Source organism: Granulicatella elegans (genome assembly GCF_020735385.1).
In the GTDB taxonomy this organism is placed as follows: domain Bacteria; phylum Bacillota; class Bacilli; order Lactobacillales; family Aerococcaceae; genus Granulicatella; species Granulicatella elegans_B.
On sequence record NZ_CP085953.1, the window covers coordinates 1115240 to 1139418 of the forward strand.

The window sequence follows — 24179 nt, forward strand, 5'->3', positions numbered from 1 at the left end:
TTTTCTTTTCTATTTTGAATAATGATGGTAAAATGAATAAGATGCAATTGGTATACTCATTTGCAAGATAGATGAATGGAAAGAAAAAAATAAAGGAGTCATAGAATGGCAAATTTTTTAAAGCAATTAGTTGAAAATAATAAACGCGAAGTTCGTAAACTTGAAAAATTAGCGGATAAAGTAATAAGTTTGGAAAGTAAAATGGAAGCATTAAGTGATGCAGACTTTCCAGTAAAAACAGAAGAATTTAAAGCAAGATATGCTTCAGGAGAATCATTAGATAAATTATTACCAGAAGCATTCGCTTTAGTACGTGAAGGTTCTAAACGTGTCTTAGGCTTATTCCCGTATAAAGTTCAAATTATGGGAGGTATCACTCTACATAACGGAAATATCGCGGAGATGCGTACAGGGGAAGGTAAAACTTTAACAGCAACAATGCCTGTATATTTAAATGCACTTTCAGGTGATGGTGTACACGTAGTAACGGTTAATGAATACTTATCTACACGTGACGCAAAAGAAATGGGTGAATTATATAATTTCTTAGGATTAAGTGTAGGGGTAAATTTAACTGGACAATCACCAGAAGAAAAACGTGCAGCTTATTATGCAGATATTACGTATAGTACAAATAGTGAATTAGGATTTGACTACTTACGTGATAACATGGTCGTTTATAAATCACAAATGGTACAACGTCCATTAAACTATGCAGTAGTTGACGAAACTGACTCAATTTTAATTGATGAAGCTCGTACACCATTAATTATTTCAGGGCAAGCTGAAAAATCTACAGTATTATACCAACGTGCAGATTTCTTCGTTAAAGCATTGAAAGAAGATGAAGACTATACGATTGATTTAACTTCTAAATCTATTTCATTAACAGATGAAGGGATTAATAAGGCTGAACAAACTTTCCGTCTACCAAACTTATATGATGTGGACAATTCAGCATTAGTTCACCATATTGACCAAGCTTTACGTGCGAATTACATTATGATCCGAGATATCGATTATGTAGTAGATGAAGGACAAGTAAAAATCGTAGATGGATTTACAGGTCGTATTATGGAAGGTCGTCGTTATTCAGATGGATTACACCAAGCAATTGAAGCTAAAGAAGGTGTAGAAGTTGAAAATGAATCTAAAACAATGGCGACAATTACTTACCAAAACTTCTTCCGTATGTATCGTAAATTGTCAGGGATGACAGGGACAGCTAAAACAGAAGAAGAAGAATTCCGTGAAATTTATAATATGAACGTTATTACGATTCCAACAAACCGTCCAGTTCAACGTATTGATAATCACGATGTGATTTATCCATCATTGAAGAGTAAATTCAAAGCGGTAGTACGTGATATTAAAGAACGTCATGCAAAAGGACAACCAATTCTTGTTGGTACAGTAGCGGTTGAAACAAGTGAACTATTATCACAAATGCTTCATCAAGAAGGAATTCCTCATGAAGTATTAAACGCTAAAAACCACTTCAAAGAAGCAGAAATCGTTATGATGGCGGGACAACGTGGTGCCGTTACAATTGCGACAAACATGGCAGGACGTGGAACAGACATTAAGTTAGGTAAAGGCGTTAAAGAATTAGGTGGATTATGCGTTATCGGAACAGAACGTCATGAAAGCCGTCGTATCGATAATCAGTTACGTGGACGTTCTGGACGTCAAGGGGACCCAGGTGAGACTCAATTCTACCTATCATTAGAAGACGACTTAATGAAACGTTTCGGTGGAGAAAGAATGCAAGCAATCTGGGAAAGATTAAATATTGATGAAAATGGAGATGACAACTTCATCCAAAGTAAAATGTTATCTCGTCAAGTAGAATCTTCTCAAAAACGTGTAGAAGGAAATAACTATGATACACGTAAAAACGTATTACAATATGACGAAGTCATGCGTGAACAACGTGAAATCATTTATTCACAAAGATTACAAATTATTAATGAAGAAAATTCATTAGAAAAAGTAACAAAAGCAATGATTCGTAGAACAATTCACCGTATGGTAGAAAATCACACATTAGGTGAAAAGAAAAGTTGGGATTTAGAAAGCTTAGTAGACTTTGCTGCAAATGCGATTTGTCATCCAGAAGACATTTCATTATCAGACTTAAAAGGTAAAACTCCTTTAGAAATCGAAGGTTTATTGAATGAAAAAGCAATGGAAGTTTACAAAGAAAAACAAGAGCAATTAAATGGGGATTCTCAAATGCTTGAGTTTGAAAAAGTTGTCATTTTACGTGTAGTTGACCGTAAATGGACGGATCATATCGATGATATGGATCAATTACGTGAGGGTGTAGGTTTACGTGGATATGCACAAATCGACCCACTTACTGAATATCAAACAGAAGGGTTCAATCGTTTCCAACAAATGATTGCAGCTATTGATTATGATGTAACTCGTATCTTGATGAAATCTCAAATTCGTCAAAATTTACAACGTGAACAAGTGCAAGGTGCTAGAAGTGTGATTGCTCAAGGGCATGATCGTCCAACTGAAGAACCAGAACAAGCATAATAAGAAGTAGGCTGGGCAAAAGTCCAGCCTACCTTTTTACAATGAGATAGGAGAATAGTATGGAAATTAGTGAAATCAGAAATGCTTTAGAAAAAATGAGTACGCAAATGATAAGTTATAGGGGGTCTCTTTGACTTAGATCATTTAGAAGAAGATATTGCTTCTTATGAGCAACAAATGTCAGAACCTGGATTTTGGGATGATAATGAAAAGGCTCAAATGGTCATTCAAAAAAGTAATGAATTAAAAGCTGTGTATGACATTTTTCATCAATTAGAACTGCAAGTAGAAGAAGTGGAACTGCTATTTGAAATGTATAAGGAAGATCCAGAAGAAGAAATTCATGAGGAATTAGTGGAACGTGTTTATAGCGTTGAAAAAGAATTAGAAAAATATGAATTAAGTATGTTACTAAGTGGGCCTCATGATAAATGTAGTGCAATTTTAGAAATTCATCCAGGTGCTGGTGGAACAGAATCACAAGACTGGGGAAGTATGTTGTTAAGAATGTATACAAGATGGGCTGAACAACATGGATATCGTATTGAAACAGTCGATTATCAAGATGGAGAGGAAGCAGGAATTAAGTCTGTGACTTTATCTATTGAGGGGTTAAATGCCTATGGTTATTTGAAGAGTGAAAAAGGGGTGCATCGTTTAGTGAGAATTTCTCCTTTTGATGCTGCTGGAAAACGTCATACTTCATTTTGTTCGATTGATATTATGCCTCAATTAGAAGGGGATATTGATATCGAAGTTAATCCAGATGATTTGAAAATTGATGTGTATCGTGCGAGTGGTGCTGGTGGGCAACATATTAATAAAACTTCATCAGCTGTTCGTATTACACATATTCCAACGGGGATTGTAACGCAAAGTCAGGCGCAACGTTCACAATTTAAAAATAAGGATCAAGCTATGGCAATGTTAAAAACGAAGTTATATCAATTAGAAGAAGAAAAGAAAGCAGCTGAGTTAGCTGAAATTCGTGGTGAACAAAAAGATATTGCTTGGGGTTCTCAAATTCGAAATTATGTGTTCCATCCGTATTCTTTAGTGAAGGATTTGCGTTCGGGTCATGAAACGGGGAATATTGGTGCTGTTATGGATGGAGATTTAGATCCATTTATGGATGCGTATTTAAAATGGACACTATCCGGCGATACGGAATAAAAATTGACTTTTTGATATAGTAGCAAAGGATGCCAGCAGCTTCGCTGTGCGAATCTCATGGCTAAACTTTGAGCCTAGGGTCTCAAAGTTTCCGGTGAAAGAAACCACATTTCGTGGGTTCTTTCACTAATGCTACTGTAAAAAGTCATTTTTATTTAAACGGAAAACGAATGAGAGTACGTATAAAACAGTGACTTTTTGATATAGTAACAAAGGATGCCAGCAGCTTCGCTGTGCGAATCTCATGGACAATGCTATTAATTCGTTTAAAAGTAAAGTTGTTTGAAGATAAGATTCAAATAACTTTATTTTTTCGGAAAAAAGTCAAAAAACATTTGCACTATGACTGTGAAAGCGGTAAAATAGAATTAGAAAACATAAGGGGGTTTTGGGAATGCAATATACAGTTAATGAACTTCATGAGTTATTTGATACACTAGATTTAATTGAAGAATTAAGTCAAGAATACGAACATTTTAATAATAATCAGTTGAATCATCGCGCAGATTTACTTCGCTTTGAGTTTATGGATAAAAATATGAAATCTCAAAACTCAAAGATGGTTTACCAATATTTCATCGAGCATTTAGATGAATTAAAACCTTATGAAAAAAAGAAACTACAGCAGGTTTCTGATTACTATTTGAAAAATAAGTATGCTCAAAAATATTTTGGAGAAACTTTTAACGATGTACAGAATGAATTAAAGGAAAAATGGTCTGAGTATTTAACGCCTAAATTATTTGAGTACTCTTTTGAAAAAGATTTAGATAATATTCGATTGTTTTATTCTGACTATTATTCTGAAAAATTTCATCTTCAATCTCCGACCTATAAAGAAATTTTAACGCATTTATATGGGAAAAACTTTGTCTGCTCTTGTTGCGGACAATTGAACGTCCATCATGACAAAATTATTCAATTCTATAAAAATACTATTCTTTCTAAAAAAATTCCAACAAGTGCAGAAGTCTGTGATTTAATGGTTTCACAACAAAAAGCTTCCGATTTCTTTAATTTCTTTCTTTATCAAGTTCGTGATTTGACTAAATCTTATACAATTACAGCAGCATTTCATCAAAAAGCAAAGATTATAAAAAACAATCATAAAATCTATATCTACTTATCTCCTTATCATTCATTTTCTATTTCTCTATTTGAGTTTTTAGAATTATTTGGAGAAGCTTATTCAAAGATATTTAATCATACAGATAAAATTATATCTGAAGATCATCTGAATTATAAAAAACAAGCTTTTTGCTATTATTCAGCATTATTACCGATAATATCGTTAGATATTTCTCAAATGATTTCCGAATTTTTTGTAAATATTGGAACCCCTAAAGAAGTTTCAAATGTATTATTAAAAAATTTTTTAGCTATTAGACGAAATCCTATTTCATTGCGTAATATTAATGTGATTCAAATATTTTTGATTGATTTAATAGCTGCTGAGTTAGAAGAAAAGTGGTTTGATGGAAGAATTACTTCGAAAGAATTATTGATTCAATGGGAAGAATTGATTACTGAATATTTTGGAAAAGCATCTTTTAATAAGTTTGAAATTTCAATAAAAATTTTTCATTTATTGTTAGAAGGTTTGGGGCTTCCACTATTAAGAATAGGAATTCTATTAAGTTTGTTTGAACATGGCATGTTAAATGAGCATTATCATCATCCTCTTCAATCTATGTTGAAGCATTTTAGAAATCATTCGTTAGATCAGTGGTTTCCTAATGAACTATTTTTAACGCCACATACGATTAAAGAGGAAACAGTGCAATATTTATTTTTCCAACTTTCTCAATTATATCATCAAGTTTATTTTTAAAAATTCAAAATTGACATCTGTTTGTAATATTTCATCAATAGAATGTCATCAGAAAAATGGTATAATAGACATGACATAGACTATGAATAGAGAAAGCTGGTGAGAGTATGATTGAAATGATGAATGTTTCAAAAAAATATGGAAAGGGTATTTTAGCCGTAAATAATTTATCTGTCAGAATTCAAGATGGAGAATTTGTATATGTTGTAGGCCCATCAGGTGCAGGGAAATCAACGTTTATAAAAATGATGTATCGTCAAGAAAAAGCCACTAAAGGAAGAATTACTGTAGGGAAATATGATTTAACAAAAATGAGAGAACGTGAAATTCCTTATTTAAGACGTTATGTAGGAGTCGTGTTCCAAGATTTTAAATTATTACCTCGTTTAACAGTATTTGAAAATGTTGCCTATGCGATGGAAGTAATTGAAAAAGCACCAAAAGAAATTCAACGAAAAGTTGAGGAAGTATTAGCGTTAGTAAACTTGAAACATCGTATGACCATGTTTCCGGATCAATTGTCTGGGGGAGAACAGCAACGTGTAGCGATTGCCAGAGCGATTGTAAATAATCCTGCTGTCTTAATTGCAGATGAACCAACAGGTAACTTAGATCCAGAAACTTCTATGGAAATTATGGATATTTTAGAAAGAATTAATCAACAAGGGACAACGATTGTAATGGCAACTCATAATAGCCAAATTGTAAATGAAAAGAAACATCGAGTATTGGCAATTGAAATGGGTCGTATTGTACGTGACCAAGAGGATGGAGAGTACGGATATGAAGATTAGAACAATGTGGCGTCATATTCGTGATGCCGTTAAAAGTTTATTTAGAAATGGTTGGTCTACATTTGGTGCGATTTCTGCGGTGTCAATGGTATTATTATTAGTAGGGATTTTTGTTTCATTATTATTTAATATGAATAAAATTGCGACTGATGTAGAACAAGATGTAAACGTTCGTGTGTATATTGATTTGGCAGCTGATGAAACAAAGACGGAAGAATTGAAAGCTGCGATTGAAGCACTGGATACGGTCGATACAGTGAAGTTTCGCTCAAAAGATGAAGAGTTAGAAGATATTACAAAGAGTGTTGCACAAGAATTTGAATTATTTAAAAATGATAGTAATCCATTGAGAGATGCATTTGATGTGAGTACTAAAAATCCAAAACAAACAAAAGAAGTTGCAAATGTGATTGAAAAAATGGATTATGTAGCTCGTGTGAACTATGGTGGAGCACGTGCGGATGCCTTATTTAAAGTCATTGCAACTGCACGAAATGTTGGGATTGGAGTCATTTCTGTATTATTAATTATTGCGCTGTTTTTAATTTCTAATACAATTCGATCTACGATTTATGCACGAAAAACAGAAATTGAAATTATGCAATTAGTAGGAGCAACAAAAGCCTATATTCGTTGGCCTTTCTTCTTAGAAGGTGGATTAATTGGATTGATTGGTTCCATTCTTCCAATTACTTTATTATGGGCTTTATATTTATGGGTGTATAAAGGCGGAAGTGATTTCTTTGCGGGATCAAACTTTAGCTTATTAGCGCCAAATCCTTTCTTATATCGCCTATCTTGGACGATGGCTGGAGTTGGGATTTTAATTGGATCATTTGGTTCTATTTTCTCAATGCGTCGTTTTTTGAAAAAATAAGTGTGATAAATGCAAGGAAAATCATTTGCAAGTATTGTTAAACAATGGTAGACTATATTGCATAGAATAAAAGCATTGCACAAGAGGAGTAATACGAATTTTAGTTGATAGAGAGAGAAGGGTTGGTGAAACTTCTTAACGAATTTGTATGAAGGTAGCTTGTAAGTTGGCTAGGGGAATGATAGTAACTTAGCTCGGAGTAGACTTCGTTAACAACGTCAAAGGCATCAGTTATGATGTGAATATTAGGTGGTACCACGAAAATAATCGTCCTATGAAGTGAATCTTCATAGGATTTTTTTATTGTATCAAAAATCATTTCATCAAGGAGGAAAAAAATGGCAAAAGAAATGTCACCAAAGTTTCAACCACAAGAAGTTGAAGCAGGAAAATATCAATGGTGGGTTGAGTCAGGAGTCTTCCATCCAAACGAAGATCCAAACGCAGAACCGTATTCAATCGTTATTCCACCACCAAATGTAACAGGAAAATTACACTTAGGACATGCGTGGGACGTTACATTACAAGATATGATTATTCGTCAAAAACGTATGCAAGGGTACGATACATTATGGTTACCAGGTATGGATCATGCCGGAATTGCGACTCAAGCAAAAGTAGAAGAAAAATTACGTGGAGAAGGTTTATCTCGTTATGACCTAGGGCGTGAAAAATTCTTAGAACAAACATGGGAATGGAAAGAAGAATATGCAAGCCATATCCGTGAACAATGGGCAAAAATGGGAATTTCAGTTGACTATCGTCGTGAACGTTTCACATTAGATCAGGGGTTATCAGATGCTGTTAAAAAAGTATTCGTAACGTTATATGAAAAAGGCTTGATTTACCGTGGAGAATACATTATTAACTGGGATCCAAAAGCAAAAACTTCTTTATCAGATATCGAAGTAATCCATAAAGATGTAGAAGGTGCTTTCTACCATATGAATTATCCATTAGCGGATGGAAGTGGAGTATTAGAAGTTGCAACGACTCGTCCAGAAACGCTACTTGGAGATACTGCGGTTGCAGTTCATCCGGAAGATGAACGTTATCAAGCATTAATTGGTAAAACAGTAATCTTACCATTAGTTGGAAAAGAAATTCCAATTATTGCAGATGAGTATGTTGAACAAGATTTTGGAACAGGGGTTGTAAAAATTACACCTGCCCATGACCCAAATGACTTTGAGGTAGGAAATCGTCATAACTTACCACGTGTAAATGTAATGAATGATGATGCTACAATGAATGAATTAGCTGGAAAATACGAAGGTATGGATCGTTTTACAGCTCGTAAAGCCATTGTCAAAGATTTAGAAGAAGCAGGGCTTCTTGTGAAAATTGAAAAACATGTTCATAGTGTGGGACATTCTGAACGTACAGATGTTGTTGTAGAACCTCGTTTATCAAAACAATGGTTTGTTAAAATGGGACCTTTAGCAGAACAAGCGATTCAAGCACAACGTGCAGAAGAAGACAATACAGTTAATTTCTACCCACCACGTTTTAATGATGCATACTTACGTTGGATGGAAAATATTCACGACTGGGTAATTTCTCGTCAATTATGGTGGGGACATCAAATTCCAGCATGGTATCATAATGAAACTGGTGAAGTATATGTTGGAATAGAAGCTCCAGCAGATGCTGAAAACTGGACACAAGATGTGGATGTATTAGATACATGGTTCTCATCTGCATTATGGCCATTTTCAACAATGGGTTGGCCAGATGTTGAGTCTAGTGACTATAAACGTTATTATCCAACAAGTACACTTGTAACAGGTTATGATATTTTAACATTCTGGGTAAGCCGTATGATGTTCCAAGGATTAGAATTTACTGGCAAACGTCCATTTAAAAATGTATTAATTCACGGATTAATTCGTGATAGCCAAGGACGTAAAATGAGTAAATCTCTTGGTAATGGTGTAGATCCAATGGAAGTTATCGAACAATACGGAGCAGATGCATTACGTTGGTTCTTAGCAAATGGTTCAGCACCTGGACAAGATGTTCGTTATTCAACAGATAAAATGGATGCTGCATGGAACTTTATCAACAAAATTTGGAATGCTAGCCGTTATGCATTAATGAATATTGGCGATTTAACAGTGGACCAATTAGATATTACTGGTGAAAAAACTTTAGCAGACAAATGGATTTTAACACGATTAAATCAAGTAATTGCTAAAGTAACAGAATTATTCGAGAAATTTGAATTCGGTGAAGCGGGTCGTCTATTATATCGTTTTATTTGGGATGATTTCTGTGACTGGTATATTGAAATGTCTAAAGAAACATTAGCAGGAAATGATGAAGCTGCTAAATTAACAACTCGTAGCATTTTAGTGTATGTATTAGATCAAACATTACGTTTATTACATCCAATTATGCCATTCGTAACAGAAGAAATTTGGCAATCAGTTCCTCATATTGGAGATTCATTAGTCGTTGCTCAATATCCAGTTGTACAAGAAAGTCAAATGGATGAAGCAGCAGCAGAAAAAATGGAATTCTTAATGGATTTTATTCGTTCCGTTCGTACAAGCAGAAACGAAATGAATACACCATTATCGAAACCAATTGCGATTGTTGCTAAAACTTCAAATGCGGATATTCAAGCTATTTTATCAGAAAATGAAAGCTATATTGCTCGTTTCTGTAATCCTGAATCATTTGAATATGGGTTAGAAGTAGAAGCACCAAGCCACGCTGTAACAAGTGTTATTAGTGGAGCTGAAATCTATTTACCATTAGCAGGATTAATTAATATTGATGATGAAATTGCTCGTTTAGAAAAAGAAGTGGCTAAATTACAAGATGAAGTGAATCGTGTAGAAAAAAAATTATCAAATGAAAAATTCGTTGCGAAAGCACCAGAAGCTGTCGTAGAAGCAGAGCGTGCAAAAGGAAAAGAATACGCTGACCAACGTCAAGCAGTTCTAGAACGTATTGCAACATTAAAAACATTAGCATAATGATGCCGTGAAATGAATAAGACAAATCCTGTTGGTGAGAAATCACTAGCAGGATTTTTTGGTTCATGAAGTATGTAGAAAGTTTATTATTTCTTGCAAGATGAAGTGGGAATTTGTATGATGAAAAATGAAAGAAGGGAAGTTCATGCAAACAGTTAGAGAGTGGATATTAGATCGAATGAAATATAAACGAAAATACGGATTAGAGAGAATGAGAGCAGTCATGTCTCTTCTTGGAAATCCGCAAGATGATTATCCGATTATTCATGTCACAGGAACAAATGGAAAAGGTTCTACAATTGCGATGTTATCGTCCTTATTTGTTCATCATGGGCAAAAGGTAGGAGCATTTGTTTCCCCTCATTTAATCGATTATACGGATCGTTTTTTAATAAATGGCAACGTAATGTCTGAAGAAGACTTTGAAATCGTTGGAGATCTTGTTCGACAAGCAGAAGTAAAATTGATAGACGAATATGAACCATTAAGTTTCTTTGAAATCATGACGGCTATGGCGTTAGTGTATTTCTCTAGAAAAAAAGTGGAAGTCGCTTTATTAGAAGTAGGAATTGGTGGATTATTAGATATAACTAATATTGTTCATTCAACGATGAGTGTGATTACATCGATTGGTTTTGATCATGAAGAAATGTTAGGAAATACACTTGAAGAAATTGCGATTCAAAAAACAGGAATTTTTAAACAAAATCAAGAAGTCGTATTGGGAAATTTGCCAACAGAAGCTTTGAAAGTCGCTGAAGTCGTGGGACAAGCTTATAACTGTGACATCCATCAGTTGGAACGAGAGTTTAATATTGAACCGTATGAAGAAGGGCTAATTTTTAAACGTTTAAATTTTCAAATTCAAATTCCACGTTTGAATTTGAAAGGAAAGTATCAATTAGAAAATGCTGCAGTAGCGTTAGAATCTTTTTTACTATTTAAAAAGAAATTCCAACTTCCAATTGATTCATCAGCTATTCAAGAAAGTTTCAAAACGGTTACCTGGCCAGGAAGAATGGAAGTCGTACATCAAAGTCCTACAGTAATATTAGATGGAGCTCATAATATTCATGCATTAAAACGATTGGTTGAGACGGTAAAACAACATGGAGAAGATGGGTCTCAACAGACGATTTTATTTTCCGCTCTAAAGAGAAAACATTATAAAGAAATGGTTGATTATTTACGAAAAGAATTACTTGAAGCTCGTTTAGTAATAACAACTTTTGAGTATGTAGGCGCTATTGAAAAAACGGACTACCCTAATAATGAGATTGAATTTGTAGAGGATGCGCATCCATTTATTGAGGAATATGTCACACGAGCATCTGGTAAGGAAACACTTTGGATTACAGGCTCTCTCTATTTTATTTCTTTTGTAAGAAAAATTTTCGTAAAATAAAATTTTTTTGGCCTTTTTTTGCGTATATATAAGTGAAAGTATTATTTGCAAGAGGAGGCAATAAAATGGAACTAGATCAACAATTATTAGAATTACCTTTGGAGTCAATGCCAAGGGAAAGATTAGAAAAATTAGGAGCTAAAAGTTTAGAAACTTATGAGTTATTAGCAATTTTGCTTCGGACAGGATCTAGAGAATTAAATGTACTACAATTAGCAAAAGTCGTGTTAAATACGTTTGAAGATTTATTTACATTAAAAATGGCAACAGTGGAAGAATTAATGGCAATTCATGGAATTGGACGAACAAAAGCCATTGAATTAAAAGCTGCAATGGAATTGGGAATTCGATTAGGAACAGCGAAGCAAACAAAATTAGGACATATTACAAGCTCGCAAAAAGCGGGAGAATGTATTATGGAAGAATTAAAAGATTTATATCAAGAACATTTAATTGCATTATTTTTAAATTCAAAAAATGAAGTGATTAAGAAAAAAATTATTTTTCGAGGAGGACTCAATCAAGCAGTCGTTCATCCAAGAGAAATTTTTAGAGAAGCCGTTCGTTTTTCTGCAGCAAGAATTATTATTGGGCATAATCATCCAAGTGGAAATGTTACACCATCTCAAGCGGATATTGATTTTACAAGACGACTGTCGGAATGTGGAGAAATGATGGGGATTGAATTGTTAGATCATTTTATTGTGGGGGATCATTCATACTGCTCCCTTAAAGAAGAGGGGTATTTCTAAAGAAGCATTGCTTAAAAAGTTGAAACGAACAAAAATAATCCGTAAAATACAAGTAGACAGTATGATTCTTTGAGGGCAGAAAGGGTTTCTGCCGAACCTTATTGAGGTACCTGAGATGTTGGATACACCGACCAGCCAAGGAATAATCGTTAAATCTGTTAAAGAGGCAAGTTCGCTTGGCTCTTTTTATATTTCCTAAGGTGTTTTGATAAAATGTGAGTACCTTGTCAGTTGATAGTGCATTTGATATACTAGTGTATGAAATATGAAAGAAGTATCTAGATAAGATAGTTCTAGTTGGAGGATTGTTTATGAAAATTATAGTCGTTTATGGAGGCAAAAGTGCTGAACATGATATTTCGATTTTAACGGCTTTTTCAATTATTAAAGAAATCTATTTTGATTATTATGAAGTTCAACCAGTCTATATTAATCGAAAAGGAGAATGGCTTAAAGGGGAACCATTAACAGGTCCTGTAGTTTTTTCTGAAGCATTAAGATTAGAAGCAAGTCAAGAAGCTCACTTTGCAACAAGCGAAGGGAAAGTTTCGACAGGCGTTTTAGTAACTCCTTATGATTTAAAAGAAGACGAATGTATTGTTTTCCCAGTGTTACATGGACCTAATGGGGAAGATGGAACTATTCAAGGATTGTTTGAAATGATGGATGTTCCATATGTTGGATGTGGCGTATTAGCAAGTGCTTGCGGAATGGATAAAATTACAAGTAAACAATTATTCCAACAAGCAGGATTACCACAATTACCATATGTACCATTTAATAAAACACAATGGAAACAAAATCCTGAAAGTATTTATAATAAAATTGAAGGAACATTAATTTACCCAGTATTTGTTAAACCAGCTAATATGGGATCAAGTGTAGGAATTTCAAAAGCGGAAAATCGTGAAGAACTAACTGCAGCAATTATTGAGGCATTAAAATATGACCGTAGAATTGTCGTAGAACAAGGAATTGAAGCAAGAGAAATTGAATGTGCAGTTCTAGGAAATGATGAAGCGAATACTTCTGTTGTAGGTGAAATTGTTAAGACTAGTGGTTTTTATGACTACAATGAAAAATATATTAACAATACCGTTACATTAGAAATTCCAGCGCAAATTTCGGATGAAGTTTCTGCTAAAGTAAGAGAATATTCTGCAAAAGCATTCCGTGCAATTGATGGTAGTGGTTTAACAAGATGTGATTTCTTCTTAACAGAAACAAATGATATTTACATTAATGAAGTAAATACTTTACCAGGATTTACGCAATTTAGTATGTATCCACTTCTTTGGGAGAAAACAGGAATTTCTTATAAAGATTTAGTGAATGAATTAATTCAATTAGCTTTAAAACGTTATAAAGATCGACAAAATGCATAAAAAAGGCGCCTCCCCGAGGCGCTTTTTGTGAGAGAGGAAGTAAAAACATGGCAATCGGAACAGTGGCACAAATTGTAAAAGCTGTTAAAGCAATTGATTATCAAACAGATTATCGTTTTGATAGTATTGAATCAGTTTCATTTGATACAAGAAAATTAACTCAAAATAGTTTATTTATTCCATTAAAAGGACAAACAGATGGACATGATTACATTGAACAAGCGATAGAAAAAGGCGCAAAAGCTGTATTTTGGGGAAGACAAGACCAAACTCCACCAGAAGGAATTTGTGCGATTTGGGTAGATGATCCACTAGAAGCTTTCCAAGAATTAGCAAAATGGTATTTAGAAAAAGTACAACCAAATGTTATCGGCATTACAGGAAGTTCTGGGAAAACAACAACAAAAGATATGACTGCTGCAGTACTTTCTAGTCGTTATCGTGTATACAAAACCCAAGGGAATTTTAATAATGATATTGGATTACCGCAAACGATTTTAGATATGCCAGAAGATACGGAACAATTAGTATTAGAAATGGGCATGAGTGATTTTGGTGAAATTGAGTTTCTAAGCAAACTAGCAAAACCTTCTGTAGCGGTGATTACTCTAATCGGTGAATCTCATATGGAAAATTTAGGAAGTCGTGCAGGAATTGCGAAAGCTAAATTAGAAATCTTAAAAGGATTACATGAAAAAGGAAGTATCATTTTCCCAGCCAATGAACCTCTATTAGAAAAAGAACTAGAAGAAATGCAAGCAGAAGAACATTTTAAGGTGTTACCATTTGGAGAAGGAAAGAGCAGTGTGATTCAGGCTGAAAATATTCAATTATTTGAAGACCATACTCTTTTTGACTTAGTGAAACCTTCCAAACATTCTGTTCAACTACCTGTATTAGGAGCTTACAATGTCAATAATGCGCTAGCTGCTCTTCAAGTAGGGTTAGAATGTGGAGTGCCATTAGAACAAGCCATTGAAGCGATTCAACAGTTTGAGTTAACAAAAAATCGTACGCAATGGGTGGAGGGCATTCGTGGTTCTAAAATTTTAAATGATGCTTATAATGCAAGTCCAATTGCGATGAAATCTGTGATTCAATCCTTTACATCTGTAGCTTCTAATGGACGTAAAATTGTCGTATTAGGAGACATTCGCGAATTAGGAGAACAATCAAAAGCATTACATGCAAGTATTTCTGAAGTAATGTTTCCAGAGGAAATTCAAGAAGTGTATTTATATGGGGAAGAAATGAGTGCTTTATATGAAGCGTTAAAATCTCGCTTTGAAGAATCTCATTTACATTATGTTGAAAGTGATAAAACTGTATTGATTCAATTATTAAAAGAAGAGTTACAACAAAATGATCAAGTATTAGTAAAATCTAGTAATGGTACGGGATTGTTAGCAGTTGTAGAGGCGTTAAAAGAAGCATAATTTCTATTTGATCAGTATTTCATTTGTGAATCAAAGGGATTTTCTTTGCAATCTAGCTGTGAACATGCTATAGTACTTGAAGAGTTGAGAAGTTTACACAAATGTAATGATATATATGATGAAGATTGGACAAGTAATATTGTATAATCTCATAATGTTCAGAAGTCTGGAGCTCAAGATGTTCCAGACTTTTATTGTGAAGGTCTAGATACCTCGTGTGCTTCTCTTCAGTAGTACAAGGAGGAAAATATGAAATTTAATGAATTAGGCTTAGATTCAGCCTTATTAGAATCTATTGAAAAAATGGGGTTTGAGGAAGCAACACCGATCCAATCACAAACGATTCCATTAGCCTTAGCCGGCAAAGATGTCATTGGTCAAGCGCAAACAGGTACAGGGAAAACAGCTTCATTTGGATTACCAATGCTTCAAAAAATTAATCTTCGTAATCGTAAAGTACAAGGATTAGTCATTGCTCCAACGCGTGAGTTAGCGATTCAAACGCAAGAAGAATTATATCGCTTAGGAAAAGATAAAAAAATTCATGTACAAGCCGTTTATGGTGGTGCAGATATCGGTCGCCAAATTCGTCAATTAAAAGATCAACCACACATCGTAGTAGGAACACCTGGACGTTTATTAGACCACATTTCTAGAAAAACACTTCGTTTAGACAATATTGAAACATTAGTATTAGATGAAGCAGATGAAATGTTAAATATGGGATTTTTAGAAGATATCGAATCGATTATTAAATTAGTCCCAGAAAACCGCCAAACGTTATTATTCTCTGCCACAATGCCAGATGATATTAAACGAATTGGAGTTCAGTTTATGAAAGAACCTGAACATGTTCGTATTAAATCAAGTGAAATGACAGCGACATTAATTGATCAATATTTTGTAAAATGTAAAGATTTTGAAAAATTTGATATTATGACTCGTTTATTAGATGTTCAAACACCAGAATTAACCATTGTGTTTGGTCGTACAAAACGTCGTGTAGATGAACTAGCACGTGGACTTGAAATGCGTGGTTTTCGTGCAGAAGGAATTCATGGTGATTTAAGTCAACAAAAACGTATGAGCGTTTTACGTGATTTCAAAAATAATCATTTAGATATTTTAGTAGCAACAGACGTAGCAGCACGTGGATTAGATATTTCGGGTGTAACTCATGTTTATAACTACGATATTCCACAAGATCCAGAAAGTTATGTTCACCGCATTGGACGTACAGGACGTGCGGGACAAGAAGGAATGTCAGTGACTTTTGTAACACCAAATGAAATGGATTATTTACGTGTAATTGAAGATTTAACTCGTAAGAGAATGACTGCATTACGTCCACCAACTCAAATGGAAGCAATAGAAGGACAAATGAAATCTGCCATTGAGCAAATTGATGAAAAGATGAAGTCAGTAGACACACGTCGTTTCAAAGAGGCTATTTCTTATTTATTAGATGAATATGAAGCAGATGAATTAGCAGCATTATTAGTGAGTGGAATGATTAAAGACCCAACAGAAATTCCTGTTAAAATCACTCCAGAACGTCCGTTACCAAGCCGTAAACGTGGTAATAGCCGTGGAAATTACAGTCGTAGTGATCGTAAAGATCACCGAGGCCGTAATGGTAAAGGAAGCTTCAAACGTAAAGAAGACCGCCGTGGTCGTGGTTTAGATGAGGAATATACTCGTGGATATAAGAGTAAAGATTCTCGTCGTAGAAATCATAAAAAGAAATCTGACAAAGGATTTACCATCCGTCAAAAATAATGAATGAAAAGACGACCTTAGTCGTCTTTTTTAATACAAAGCTACATAGTGTATGGTTAAATTTATTAGATTAATTTATAAACTTTTTAAAAATTTCTGACAAATATGATTTCATTTGATACAATAAGAGATACATTATGTTTTTAAAGGGAGAATGGAAATGGCAATTATTGGTGTCGGAATGGATGCAATTGAATTATCAAGAATCGAAAAAATTGTAGTACAAGATTCATCCTTTATTCAACGAGTATTAACTTCAAAGGAATATTCTGTCTATGAAACTTTAGGCATCAAAAGAAAAGTAGAATATTTAGCAGGAAGATTTGCAGCCAAAGAAGCTTATTCTAAAGCACTAGGGACTGGAATAGGAAAAGCTGTATCTTTTCAAGACATTGAAATTCTAAATGCTAAGACTGGACAACCAGTATTAACTGCTCCACACCATTATCAAAAACATGTCAGTATTACGCATACAAACCATGATGCGTACGCTGTTGTTATTTTAGAAAAGACTCCCTCAAATATAGAAGAAGGAAAGTGAAGATATGTTTCCTGCAATTCATAGGAATACACGTGTAATTATTAATTTAAATGCGATTAAACAAAATATTAAAACTGTCAAAGTCCATTATCCCAATACAGATATATTTGCCGTAGTAAAGGCAAATGCTTATGGACATGGAATGATGGAAGTTGCTAAAGCGGCTCATGAAGAAGGAGTTGCAGGTTTTTGTGTAGCATTGTTAGATGAAGCCATTCAATTAAGACAAGAAGGGTGCCAAGAAACGATTTTGATATTAGGAATTAGTCGATTAGAAGATGTGCCAATTCTTTGTGATTATCGTATTTCGACAACTGTTAGTTCCCTGAAATGGTTAAAAAAAGCCCAGACTCTAATTCCAGATGGAAAGCAACTGATTGTGCATTTAGCGATTGATACAGGGATGGGAAGAATTGGAGTTCGAACACCAGAACAAGTTCAAGAGATAGAACAATTTTTAAGAGAACATGATTCGCAATTTGTTTTTGAAGGAATCTTTACTCATTTTGCGACTGCTGATGAAGCAGATACGAGTCAGTTCGAACAGCAATTGGCATCATTTAATGAGTGTGTTGAAGCTTTAGAACAACGTCCAACTTATGTTCATTGTTCGAATTCAGCTGCAGCTATTTGGCATGAAGGATTAACAACAAATGTGATTCGATGGGGGATTGGTTTGTACGGATTAAATCCTTCTAATGGAGAATTACAACTTCCTGACACATTACAATTAGAAGAAGCATTAATTTGGGAAACGGAAATGGTTTATGTAAAACAACTACATGCAGGGGATACGATTAGTTATGGTGCTACTTATACTTGTAGTGAAGATGAATGGATTGCTACATTACCCGTAGGATATGCGGATGGCTACCTTCGTGCATATGTTCCTGGTGAAGTCATTGTTTCAGGGGTAAGATGTCCAATAGTTGGACGAGTTTGTATGGATCAATGTATGATTCGTCTTCCTTATGAAATGTCAGTAGGAACAAAGGTAACTCTATTAGGAAAAAATGGTAATGAGTGCATTACGGCAGAAGAATTGTCTCATAGAAGTCACACTATTTCATATGAATCATTATGTTTAATTAGTGATCGTGTGCCAAGAAGTTATAAATTATAATTAGGAGAAGGATAGATGGTAAAAAGAGGAGAAGTATATTTAGCAGACTTATCTCCTGTAGTAGGAAGTGAACAGGGAGGAAAACGTCCCGTTCTAATTGTTCAAAATGATGTTGGGAATCATTTTAGTACAACGGTAATTGTCGCTGCTATTACGGCAAAACATGAAAAAGCGAATTTACCAACGCATATTGAAATTCAAAAAGATCAATTTCAATTTAGTAAGGAATCTACTGTGTTATTAGAACAAGTTCGTACCATTGATAAAGTTCGATTAATTGAAAGAATAACAGAAGTCGATGATGCCTTTATGGAAAAAGTAAATGAAGGTCTCAGAATTAGTTTCGGAATTTAACAAAATAAGGCTCTTTGTCAAATAGGGTTGATGAAACAATTTTAGTGAAGGAATTAAGCAGCGTCAGGTTGCTTAATTCCTTTTTTAGTTGTTGGAGTAAATAGTTTAGACATTAGTAGAATTCTATTTCTAAAATGAGTAAAACTGCTGTAGCCATATGCATTTCTTTTAAGTACTTTTATCTTGTTGTTAATCCCTTCAATAGGTCCATTTGAAAGTGTTGGATACTCACAAGAATTTTGTAAATACGGTAAAAATTTCTTAAATGTTTGGAGAACACGATTTAATCCATCAGACAGAAGTTTTGGTTGTACACTCATCAATTCTTCTTTGAAATCATTGAAATTTCGCTCTTTAAAAACTTCTCTTAATTGATGTACTGTTTCATATTCTGGTTTAAGTGAAGGTACTTCTTGTAATAAATAATCTACAATTCCTTGAGAATGCGTTAACCAATCGAATAATCGGTAATAGCTGTAGTGATAGGATTGAAGGTCATCTCGATTTTTTAAGATTAGTTTCCAGTAACGTTTTAATTTATTATAAAGACGTCTATCTTTAAAGCGTACTTGATTCATTTTTCTTGTTCTTGTCTTGTTTAATTCTCTATTTAAAGCTTGAATAATATGAAATGGATCAATAATAATTTTAGCCTTAGGGAATAAACGTTTAATGACTTCAATGTATGGAGCATACATATCAATCGAAATTGTTTTAACATTTAAACGTGTTTGTAGAGGAAACTGGTTGAAATAACGAACTAAATTCTTCATTTTTCTATCTTGAACAACATCAACAAGTTGATGAGTAATAGCGTCACAATAAGCAAAACTCATACTAGATTCAGCGGAAGCTACAGACTTAAATTCATCCCAACACATATGTTCAGGTAACTCATTTAAAGGCTTAATTCTAAGAGATTCAGCAGTTTCATTGACAACTCTGCGAACAGTATGAACAGAAACATTCATTTCTTTAGCGATATGAGATTCAGAAACTGTTTCGCAAGCTTTGACTTTCATTTCATTTTTTACATTTTTAGAAATAAAAGCATTAAGGTCTACGATACTAGTTGTATCAGCAGTAAAACTATGAGAGCATTCACGGCAGAAGAAACGCTGTTTTCTTAATTTAAGAAAAGCAGGCAATCCAGAAACCGGATTAAGCGTAATTCTAGAAGTACGAGTACCGTTTTTAACAATAGAAAAATCACGATTTACACAACTACAGTTAGGGCAAGCGTCTAGGCAATAGGTATAGGTAGCGAAGAAAAACAAGCTTTTTTTCTTCTTAAAATACCCTTCTTCTACATTATCTTCCCATTTTACATTTTTATCTTTGATTTGTAGCACAACTTCTTGTATAGTAGTCATAGGGTTTCATCTCCTCTTAAATAGTTTAGACGCTTTTAATATAAGGGATGAAGCCCTTTTTGTATACACTAAAATAGGGTTGGTGGATTTTCTCCATCAACCCTATAAATTATAGAACCCAAAATAATACGAAAATGATGGAATAAGAAGTTAAAATTCTTATTCTATTTTTTTGCCTCAATGACTCCAATGTCATATTCAGGTCATATTTCTCTCTTATAGTAAATATATCAATTGAGAATAAAGGAGAAATTTACATGAAAATAGCATGGAATGAAATTAAATATCAACCTAAAAAATTTATTTTAATCGAGGTACTGATTGTCATTATGATGTTTATGGTCATATTTTTATCAGGATTAACAAATGGATTAGGAAGAACAATTACTGCACAAATTGAAAATTTTGGTGAAGTACAATATATTCTTTCAAAAGATTCAGAAGGAGTGATTCCTTTTTCAAATTTTACAAGCCAAAGTTTAACAGAAATTGAAGCATTAAAATTAGAAGAATCGTTTGGCTTAGTCATTCAACGTTCTTCTCTATCAAAAGAAAATGAAGACAGTACGCAAGATGTAACATTTTTTGCAGTGGATCACTTAAATCAAGTATCTAGCAAAGTAGAAACAATGAATTACTCATTAGAAAAATTAGGGAATCAAGAAGTGGTATTAGATGAATCGTATAAAGAAAAAGGCATTGCAGTAGGAGATACCATTCAAGATAAAGCGTCAAAAGACAATTTAACAGTCGTAGCTTTTGCCAAAAATGCTAAATATGGACATAGTTCCATTGCATTTGTCACTGCAGAAACATATGAAGCAATGCGTCAAAAAACTGATCCTAATTATACTTGGAAACCACAAACAATTGTAACAAAACAAGCGGTTGATTCTGACCAGTTGTCTAATCAGCTAATCGTATTTCAACCAAAACAACTAATTAAGAAAATCCCAGGATATACAGCTGAAAATATGACGTTAACGATGATTACATGGGTATTACTAGTAGCATCTTCAGCTATTTTAGGAGTGTTTTTCTACATTTTAACATTGCAAAAATTACAACAATTTGGTGTGTTAAAAGCTATTGGTATGTCGATGAAACAAATTACAGCCATTCAACTATCTCAAATCGGTATTTTATCAGTGATTGGAGTAGGAGTCGGATTGGCTTTAGCATTTGCCATGGCATTAGTTCTTCCAAGTGCGATGCCGTTTTATATGACCTTACAAGGAAATGTCACGATTGCATTGAGCTTTATTCTTATCGCTGTATTATGTGGAGCGTTATCGATTTTAAAAATTAAACAAGTAGATCCAATTGAAGTCATTGGTGGAAAGGGTGAATAGTATGTCAGTTATTGAATTAAAAAATATTACAAAATCATTTATGGACGGAATGCAAAAAAGAGAAATTCTCCATGATTTGAATTTAACCGTGAATAAAGGGGAATTTGTTGCGATTGTAGGGCCTTCAGGTTCAGGAAAGTCAACGTTTTTATCGATTGCTGGATTATTATTATCTTCTGATTCAGGAGAAATACGCATTGCAGATCAAAACTTAACGAATGTAACGCAAAGCGAATGGACTAAAAAACGTTTAGAATTATTAGGATTTATTTTCCAAGATCATCAATTATTGTCTTATATGACAGTTGGAAATCAATTAGAAGAAGTTTCTAAATTAAAAGGACAAAAAGATTCTGCTAAACGTAAAGAAGAAGTTCAAACATTATTAAAAGAATTAGGGGTAGACGGGTGTTATCATTTATACCCAAATCAAATTTCTGGTGGGCAAAAACAAAGAGTTGCTATTGCACGAGCGTTTATCGGAAATCCGCAATTAATTTTAGCAGATGAACCAACGGCGAGTTTGGATCCGGAAAAAGCACAGGAAATTGCTCAATTAATTCAAAGAGAAGTAAAAGAAAAACAAAAGAGTGCCATTATGGTTACTCACGACCGTTCAGTATTAGAATATGTGGACACTGTCTATGAGTTAAAAAAAGGAAGTTTAGTTCGCCTGTAAGAAATATGCTATAATGTTCCTAATAAGGAGGAACTATGTTTAGTATATTAGTTTGTGAAGATGATTTTGCGATTAAAACAATGATTTCTACAAAATTAAAGCAAGAAAATTACTCTGTCTATACTGCTCAAAATGGACAAGAAGCTTTGAATTTGATGGAGAAACAACAGATTGATTTAGTCATTTCAGATATTATGATGCCTGAGATGGATGGTTATGAATTCGTTCAAATATTGAGAGAAACGAAGTATACATTGCCAATCTTAATGATTACCGCAAAATCTCAATTAGAATCGTTAGAAGAAGCTTTTAAATTAGGGGTGGATGACTATATGGTCAAGCCTCTACGATTAGAAGAACTCGTTTTAAGAGTGAAAGCATTATTGAGAAGATCTCAACTAGAAGCAGAAAAAGTGCTGACGTTTACTCACACTCGATTAGATTACAATGCCTTAACAATGACGGATTTAACAACAGGAGAACAAGTACAAATTCCCCCAAAAGAATTTTTCTTATTATACAAATTATTAAGTCATCCTGAAAAAATCTTTACACGATTAGATTTGTTAGATGATATATGGGGAATGGAAGAAGATTATGACGAGCGTTTAGTCGATGCTTGTATTAAAAGAATTCGTCAAAAACTAAAAGGGAACGAAGATTTCGACATTGTAACGGTTAGAGGATTAGGCTATAAAGGAACAATTAAACATGGATAAACAAAAAGAAATTCAATTTTCACTTCGAAAATATTTTGTCCGCTTATTTTTTATAATATTAGTAGCGACCAGTTTTATTGGAGTAGCGGTCATATTTTTCTTGAAAAATCTGTTAAAAATCGAAACAAGTTTAACGTCCTGGTTACTGATTTTTGGCGGAACGATTATTGTGATTGGAAGTTTAGTGATGTGGTGGGGATCCGTTTATTTAACACGTCCAATTTCTGATTTGAATGAATCTGTTAAATCAATTTCTAAGGGAAACTATAATCATAAAATCTACCGTAGACAGTATCCAAAAGACACTGCGAAATATCATAATGAAATTGATCAATTAGCTCGAAATATCAATCAAATGGCTGAAGATTTAAAGAAGAGTAGCCAACACCGTGCAGATTTTATTGCGAATTTCTCCCATGAATTAAAAACTCCAATTGCTGCATTAGTAGGAGTAAGTGATTTACTAGCAGACGAAAAATTGGATGAAGCAACAAGAAGGGACTTAACTCATATTTTACAATCAGAAAGTATGCGATTGAGTCGTTTATGTGATGATATTGTAACACTTACAAAAATGGAAAAAGGCTTTTCACCGCAGAAAACAAAAGTTCAATTGGATGAACAAATTCGACATGCAGTCATTTTGATGACGGAAAAGTGGAAAGAGAAAGAAATTCACTTAACTTTTTCAAGTAAGCCTGTCTATTGTCGAACCGATGCAGATTTGATGATGCAAGTTTGGACCAATTTAATTGATAATGCGATTAAATATTCTGGAGATACAGTCGAATTAAACATTACGATTCTTGAAGAAAATCAACAGGTTAAGGTTCTGATTGAAGATAAGGGAATTGGACTTACTCCAGAAGCACAACGACATATTTTTGAACAATTTTACCAAGCAGAACAATCACATGTGCAAGAAGGAAATGGATTAGGACTAGCGATTGTTCAATCCATTGTGCATCGTCTAAAAGGTGAAATTTCGGTAGAAAGCGAACTAGGAAAAGGAAGCGTATTTGAAATTATATTACCGATAGAAGATGAATCATTGTAAAAATTGGTTGTTCGACAA

19 protein-coding genes and 1 other annotated feature are annotated in these 24179 nt (G+C 33.8%); of the genes, 18 read left to right on the top strand and 1 reads right to left on the bottom strand.

The annotated features are described in order from the left end of the window. Positions 1-105: 105 nt before the first annotated feature. The 14 genes from secA (at position 106) to LK443_RS05620 (ending at position 18981) form a co-directional block, all read left to right on the top strand. Entirely contained in the window at positions 106-2547 is a 2442-nt protein-coding gene (gene secA / locus LK443_RS05555; RefSeq protein WP_227930983.1) for a preprotein translocase subunit SecA, read from the top strand. A 59-nt stretch (positions 2548-2606) separates the two neighbouring features. Then, a protein-coding gene (gene prfB, locus LK443_RS05560; RefSeq protein ID WP_227930984.1) for a peptide chain release factor 2 occupies positions 2607-3720 on the top strand; the annotation gives its coding sequence in 2 pieces (ribosomal slippage) (positions 2607-2663 and positions 2665-3720; 1113 coding nt in all). Positions 3721-4114: 394 nt separating this feature from the next. Beyond that, entirely contained in the window at positions 4115-5551 is a 1437-nt protein-coding gene (locus tag LK443_RS05565; RefSeq protein ID WP_227930985.1) for a hypothetical protein, read from the top strand. A 107-nt stretch (positions 5552-5658) separates the two neighbouring features. Then, positions 5659-6345, top strand: a complete 687-nt coding sequence (gene ftsE, locus LK443_RS05570) for a cell division ATP-binding protein FtsE (RefSeq protein WP_227930986.1) — start codon at positions 5659-5661, stop codon at positions 6343-6345. Next, positions 6335-7222, top strand: a complete 888-nt coding sequence (gene ftsX / locus LK443_RS05575; protein ID WP_227930987.1) for a permease-like cell division protein FtsX — start codon at positions 6335-6337, stop codon at positions 7220-7222. The genes ftsE and ftsX overlap by 11 nt, the downstream gene beginning before the upstream one ends. Positions 7223-7288: 66 nt before the next feature. Then, positions 7289-7500, top strand: a binding site (T-box leader). A 60-nt stretch (positions 7501-7560) separates the two neighbouring features. After that, complete coding sequence (locus LK443_RS05580) at positions 7561-10206, top strand: valine--tRNA ligase (protein WP_227930988.1); 2646 nt, start codon at positions 7561-7563, stop codon at positions 10204-10206. Between the two features lie 145 nt (positions 10207-10351). After that, entirely contained in the window at positions 10352-11611 is a 1260-nt protein-coding gene (locus LK443_RS05585; protein WP_227930989.1) for a bifunctional folylpolyglutamate synthase/dihydrofolate synthase, read from the top strand. 65 nt (positions 11612-11676) lie between these two features. Beyond that, positions 11677-12363: a RadC family protein gene (radC, locus tag LK443_RS05590; protein ID WP_227930990.1), complete on the top strand. Its 687-nt coding sequence runs from the start codon at positions 11677-11679 to the stop codon at positions 12361-12363. Positions 12364-12674: 311 nt separating this feature from the next. Next, on the top strand, positions 12675-13748 hold the full coding sequence (locus tag LK443_RS05595; protein ID WP_227930991.1) for a D-alanine--D-alanine ligase: 1074 nt from the start codon (positions 12675-12677) through the stop codon (positions 13746-13748). A gap of 47 nt (positions 13749-13795) precedes the next feature. After that, positions 13796-15184, top strand: a complete 1389-nt coding sequence (locus tag LK443_RS05600) for a UDP-N-acetylmuramoyl-tripeptide--D-alanyl-D-alanine ligase (protein ID WP_227930992.1) — start codon at positions 13796-13798, stop codon at positions 15182-15184. Positions 15185-15433: 249 nt separating this feature from the next. Further along, complete coding sequence (locus LK443_RS05605) at positions 15434-16963, top strand: DEAD/DEAH box helicase (RefSeq protein WP_227930993.1); 1530 nt, start codon at positions 15434-15436, stop codon at positions 16961-16963. 160 nt (positions 16964-17123) lie between these two features. Beyond that, positions 17124-17504 (top strand): holo-ACP synthase, encoded by a 381-nt coding sequence (gene acpS / locus LK443_RS05610; protein ID WP_227930994.1) that lies wholly within the window; start codon positions 17124-17126, stop codon positions 17502-17504. A gap of 4 nt (positions 17505-17508) precedes the next feature. After that, complete coding sequence (gene alr, locus LK443_RS05615) at positions 17509-18627, top strand: alanine racemase (RefSeq protein WP_227930995.1); 1119 nt, start codon at positions 17509-17511, stop codon at positions 18625-18627. 15 nt (positions 18628-18642) lie between these two features. Further along, positions 18643-18981, top strand: a complete 339-nt coding sequence (locus tag LK443_RS05620; protein WP_227930996.1) for a type II toxin-antitoxin system PemK/MazF family toxin — start codon at positions 18643-18645, stop codon at positions 18979-18981. A gap of 53 nt (positions 18982-19034) precedes the next feature. Here LK443_RS05620 and LK443_RS05625 read toward each other — a convergent pair whose 3' ends face one another. Further along, a complete protein-coding gene (locus tag LK443_RS05625) occupies positions 19035-20354 on the bottom strand; it encodes an ISL3 family transposase (protein WP_227930997.1) in 1320 nt (439 codons plus the stop codon). 257 nt (positions 20355-20611) lie between these two features. Here LK443_RS05625 and LK443_RS05630 point away from each other — a divergent pair, with 257 nt between their 5' ends. The 4 genes from LK443_RS05630 to LK443_RS05645 are packed head-to-tail and all read left to right on the top strand — an operon-like array spanning position 20612 to position 24161. After that, positions 20612-21706: an ABC transporter permease gene (locus LK443_RS05630; protein ID WP_227930998.1), complete on the top strand. Its 1095-nt coding sequence runs from the start codon at positions 20612-20614 to the stop codon at positions 21704-21706. Position 21707: 1 nt separating this feature from the next. Then, a complete protein-coding gene (locus tag LK443_RS05635) occupies positions 21708-22385 on the top strand; it encodes an ABC transporter ATP-binding protein (protein ID WP_227930999.1) in 678 nt (225 codons plus the stop codon). Positions 22386-22420: 35 nt separating this feature from the next. After that, a complete protein-coding gene (locus LK443_RS05640) occupies positions 22421-23104 on the top strand; it encodes a response regulator transcription factor (RefSeq protein WP_227931000.1) in 684 nt (227 codons plus the stop codon). Beyond that, positions 23097-24161, top strand: coding sequence for a HAMP domain-containing sensor histidine kinase (locus tag LK443_RS05645; RefSeq protein WP_227931001.1), 1065 nt, complete (start codon positions 23097-23099; stop codon positions 24159-24161). Before LK443_RS05640 ends, LK443_RS05645 begins: the two co-directional genes overlap by 8 nt. Positions 24162-24179 lie beyond the last annotated feature (18 nt).

Coding starts and splice junctions, on each gene's coding strand:
- ftsE (WP_227930986.1), top strand. CDS start 5,659: ATGATTGAAATGATGAATGTTTCAAAAAAATATGGAAAGGGTATTTTA.
- LK443_RS05620 (WP_227930996.1), top strand. CDS start 18,643: ATGGTAAAAAGAGGAGAAGTATATTTAGCAGACTTATCTCCTGTAGTA.
- LK443_RS05630 (WP_227930998.1), top strand. CDS start 20,612: ATGAAAATAGCATGGAATGAAATTAAATATCAACCTAAAAAATTTATT.
- LK443_RS05605 (WP_227930993.1), top strand. CDS start 15,434: ATGAAATTTAATGAATTAGGCTTAGATTCAGCCTTATTAGAATCTATT.
- LK443_RS05640 (WP_227931000.1), top strand. CDS start 22,421: ATGTTTAGTATATTAGTTTGTGAAGATGATTTTGCGATTAAAACAATG.
- LK443_RS05625 (WP_227930997.1), bottom strand. CDS start 20,354: ATGACTACTATACAAGAAGTTGTGCTACAAATCAAAGATAAAAATGTA.
- LK443_RS05600 (WP_227930992.1), top strand. CDS start 13,796: ATGGCAATCGGAACAGTGGCACAAATTGTAAAAGCTGTTAAAGCAATT.
- LK443_RS05565 (WP_227930985.1), top strand. CDS start 4,115: ATGCAATATACAGTTAATGAACTTCATGAGTTATTTGATACACTAGAT.
- alr (WP_227930995.1), top strand. CDS start 17,509: ATGTTTCCTGCAATTCATAGGAATACACGTGTAATTATTAATTTAAAT.
- LK443_RS05645 (WP_227931001.1), top strand. CDS start 23,097: ATGGATAAACAAAAAGAAATTCAATTTTCACTTCGAAAATATTTTGTC.
- ftsX (WP_227930987.1), top strand. CDS start 6,335: ATGAAGATTAGAACAATGTGGCGTCATATTCGTGATGCCGTTAAAAGT.
- LK443_RS05595 (WP_227930991.1), top strand. CDS start 12,675: ATGAAAATTATAGTCGTTTATGGAGGCAAAAGTGCTGAACATGATATT.
- radC (WP_227930990.1), top strand. CDS start 11,677: ATGGAACTAGATCAACAATTATTAGAATTACCTTTGGAGTCAATGCCA.
- acpS (WP_227930994.1), top strand. CDS start 17,124: ATGGCAATTATTGGTGTCGGAATGGATGCAATTGAATTATCAAGAATC.
- secA (WP_227930983.1), top strand. CDS start 106: ATGGCAAATTTTTTAAAGCAATTAGTTGAAAATAATAAACGCGAAGTT.
- LK443_RS05580 (WP_227930988.1), top strand. CDS start 7,561: ATGGCAAAAGAAATGTCACCAAAGTTTCAACCACAAGAAGTTGAAGCA.
- LK443_RS05635 (WP_227930999.1), top strand. CDS start 21,708: ATGTCAGTTATTGAATTAAAAAATATTACAAAATCATTTATGGACGGA.
- LK443_RS05585 (WP_227930989.1), top strand. CDS start 10,352: ATGCAAACAGTTAGAGAGTGGATATTAGATCGAATGAAATATAAACGA.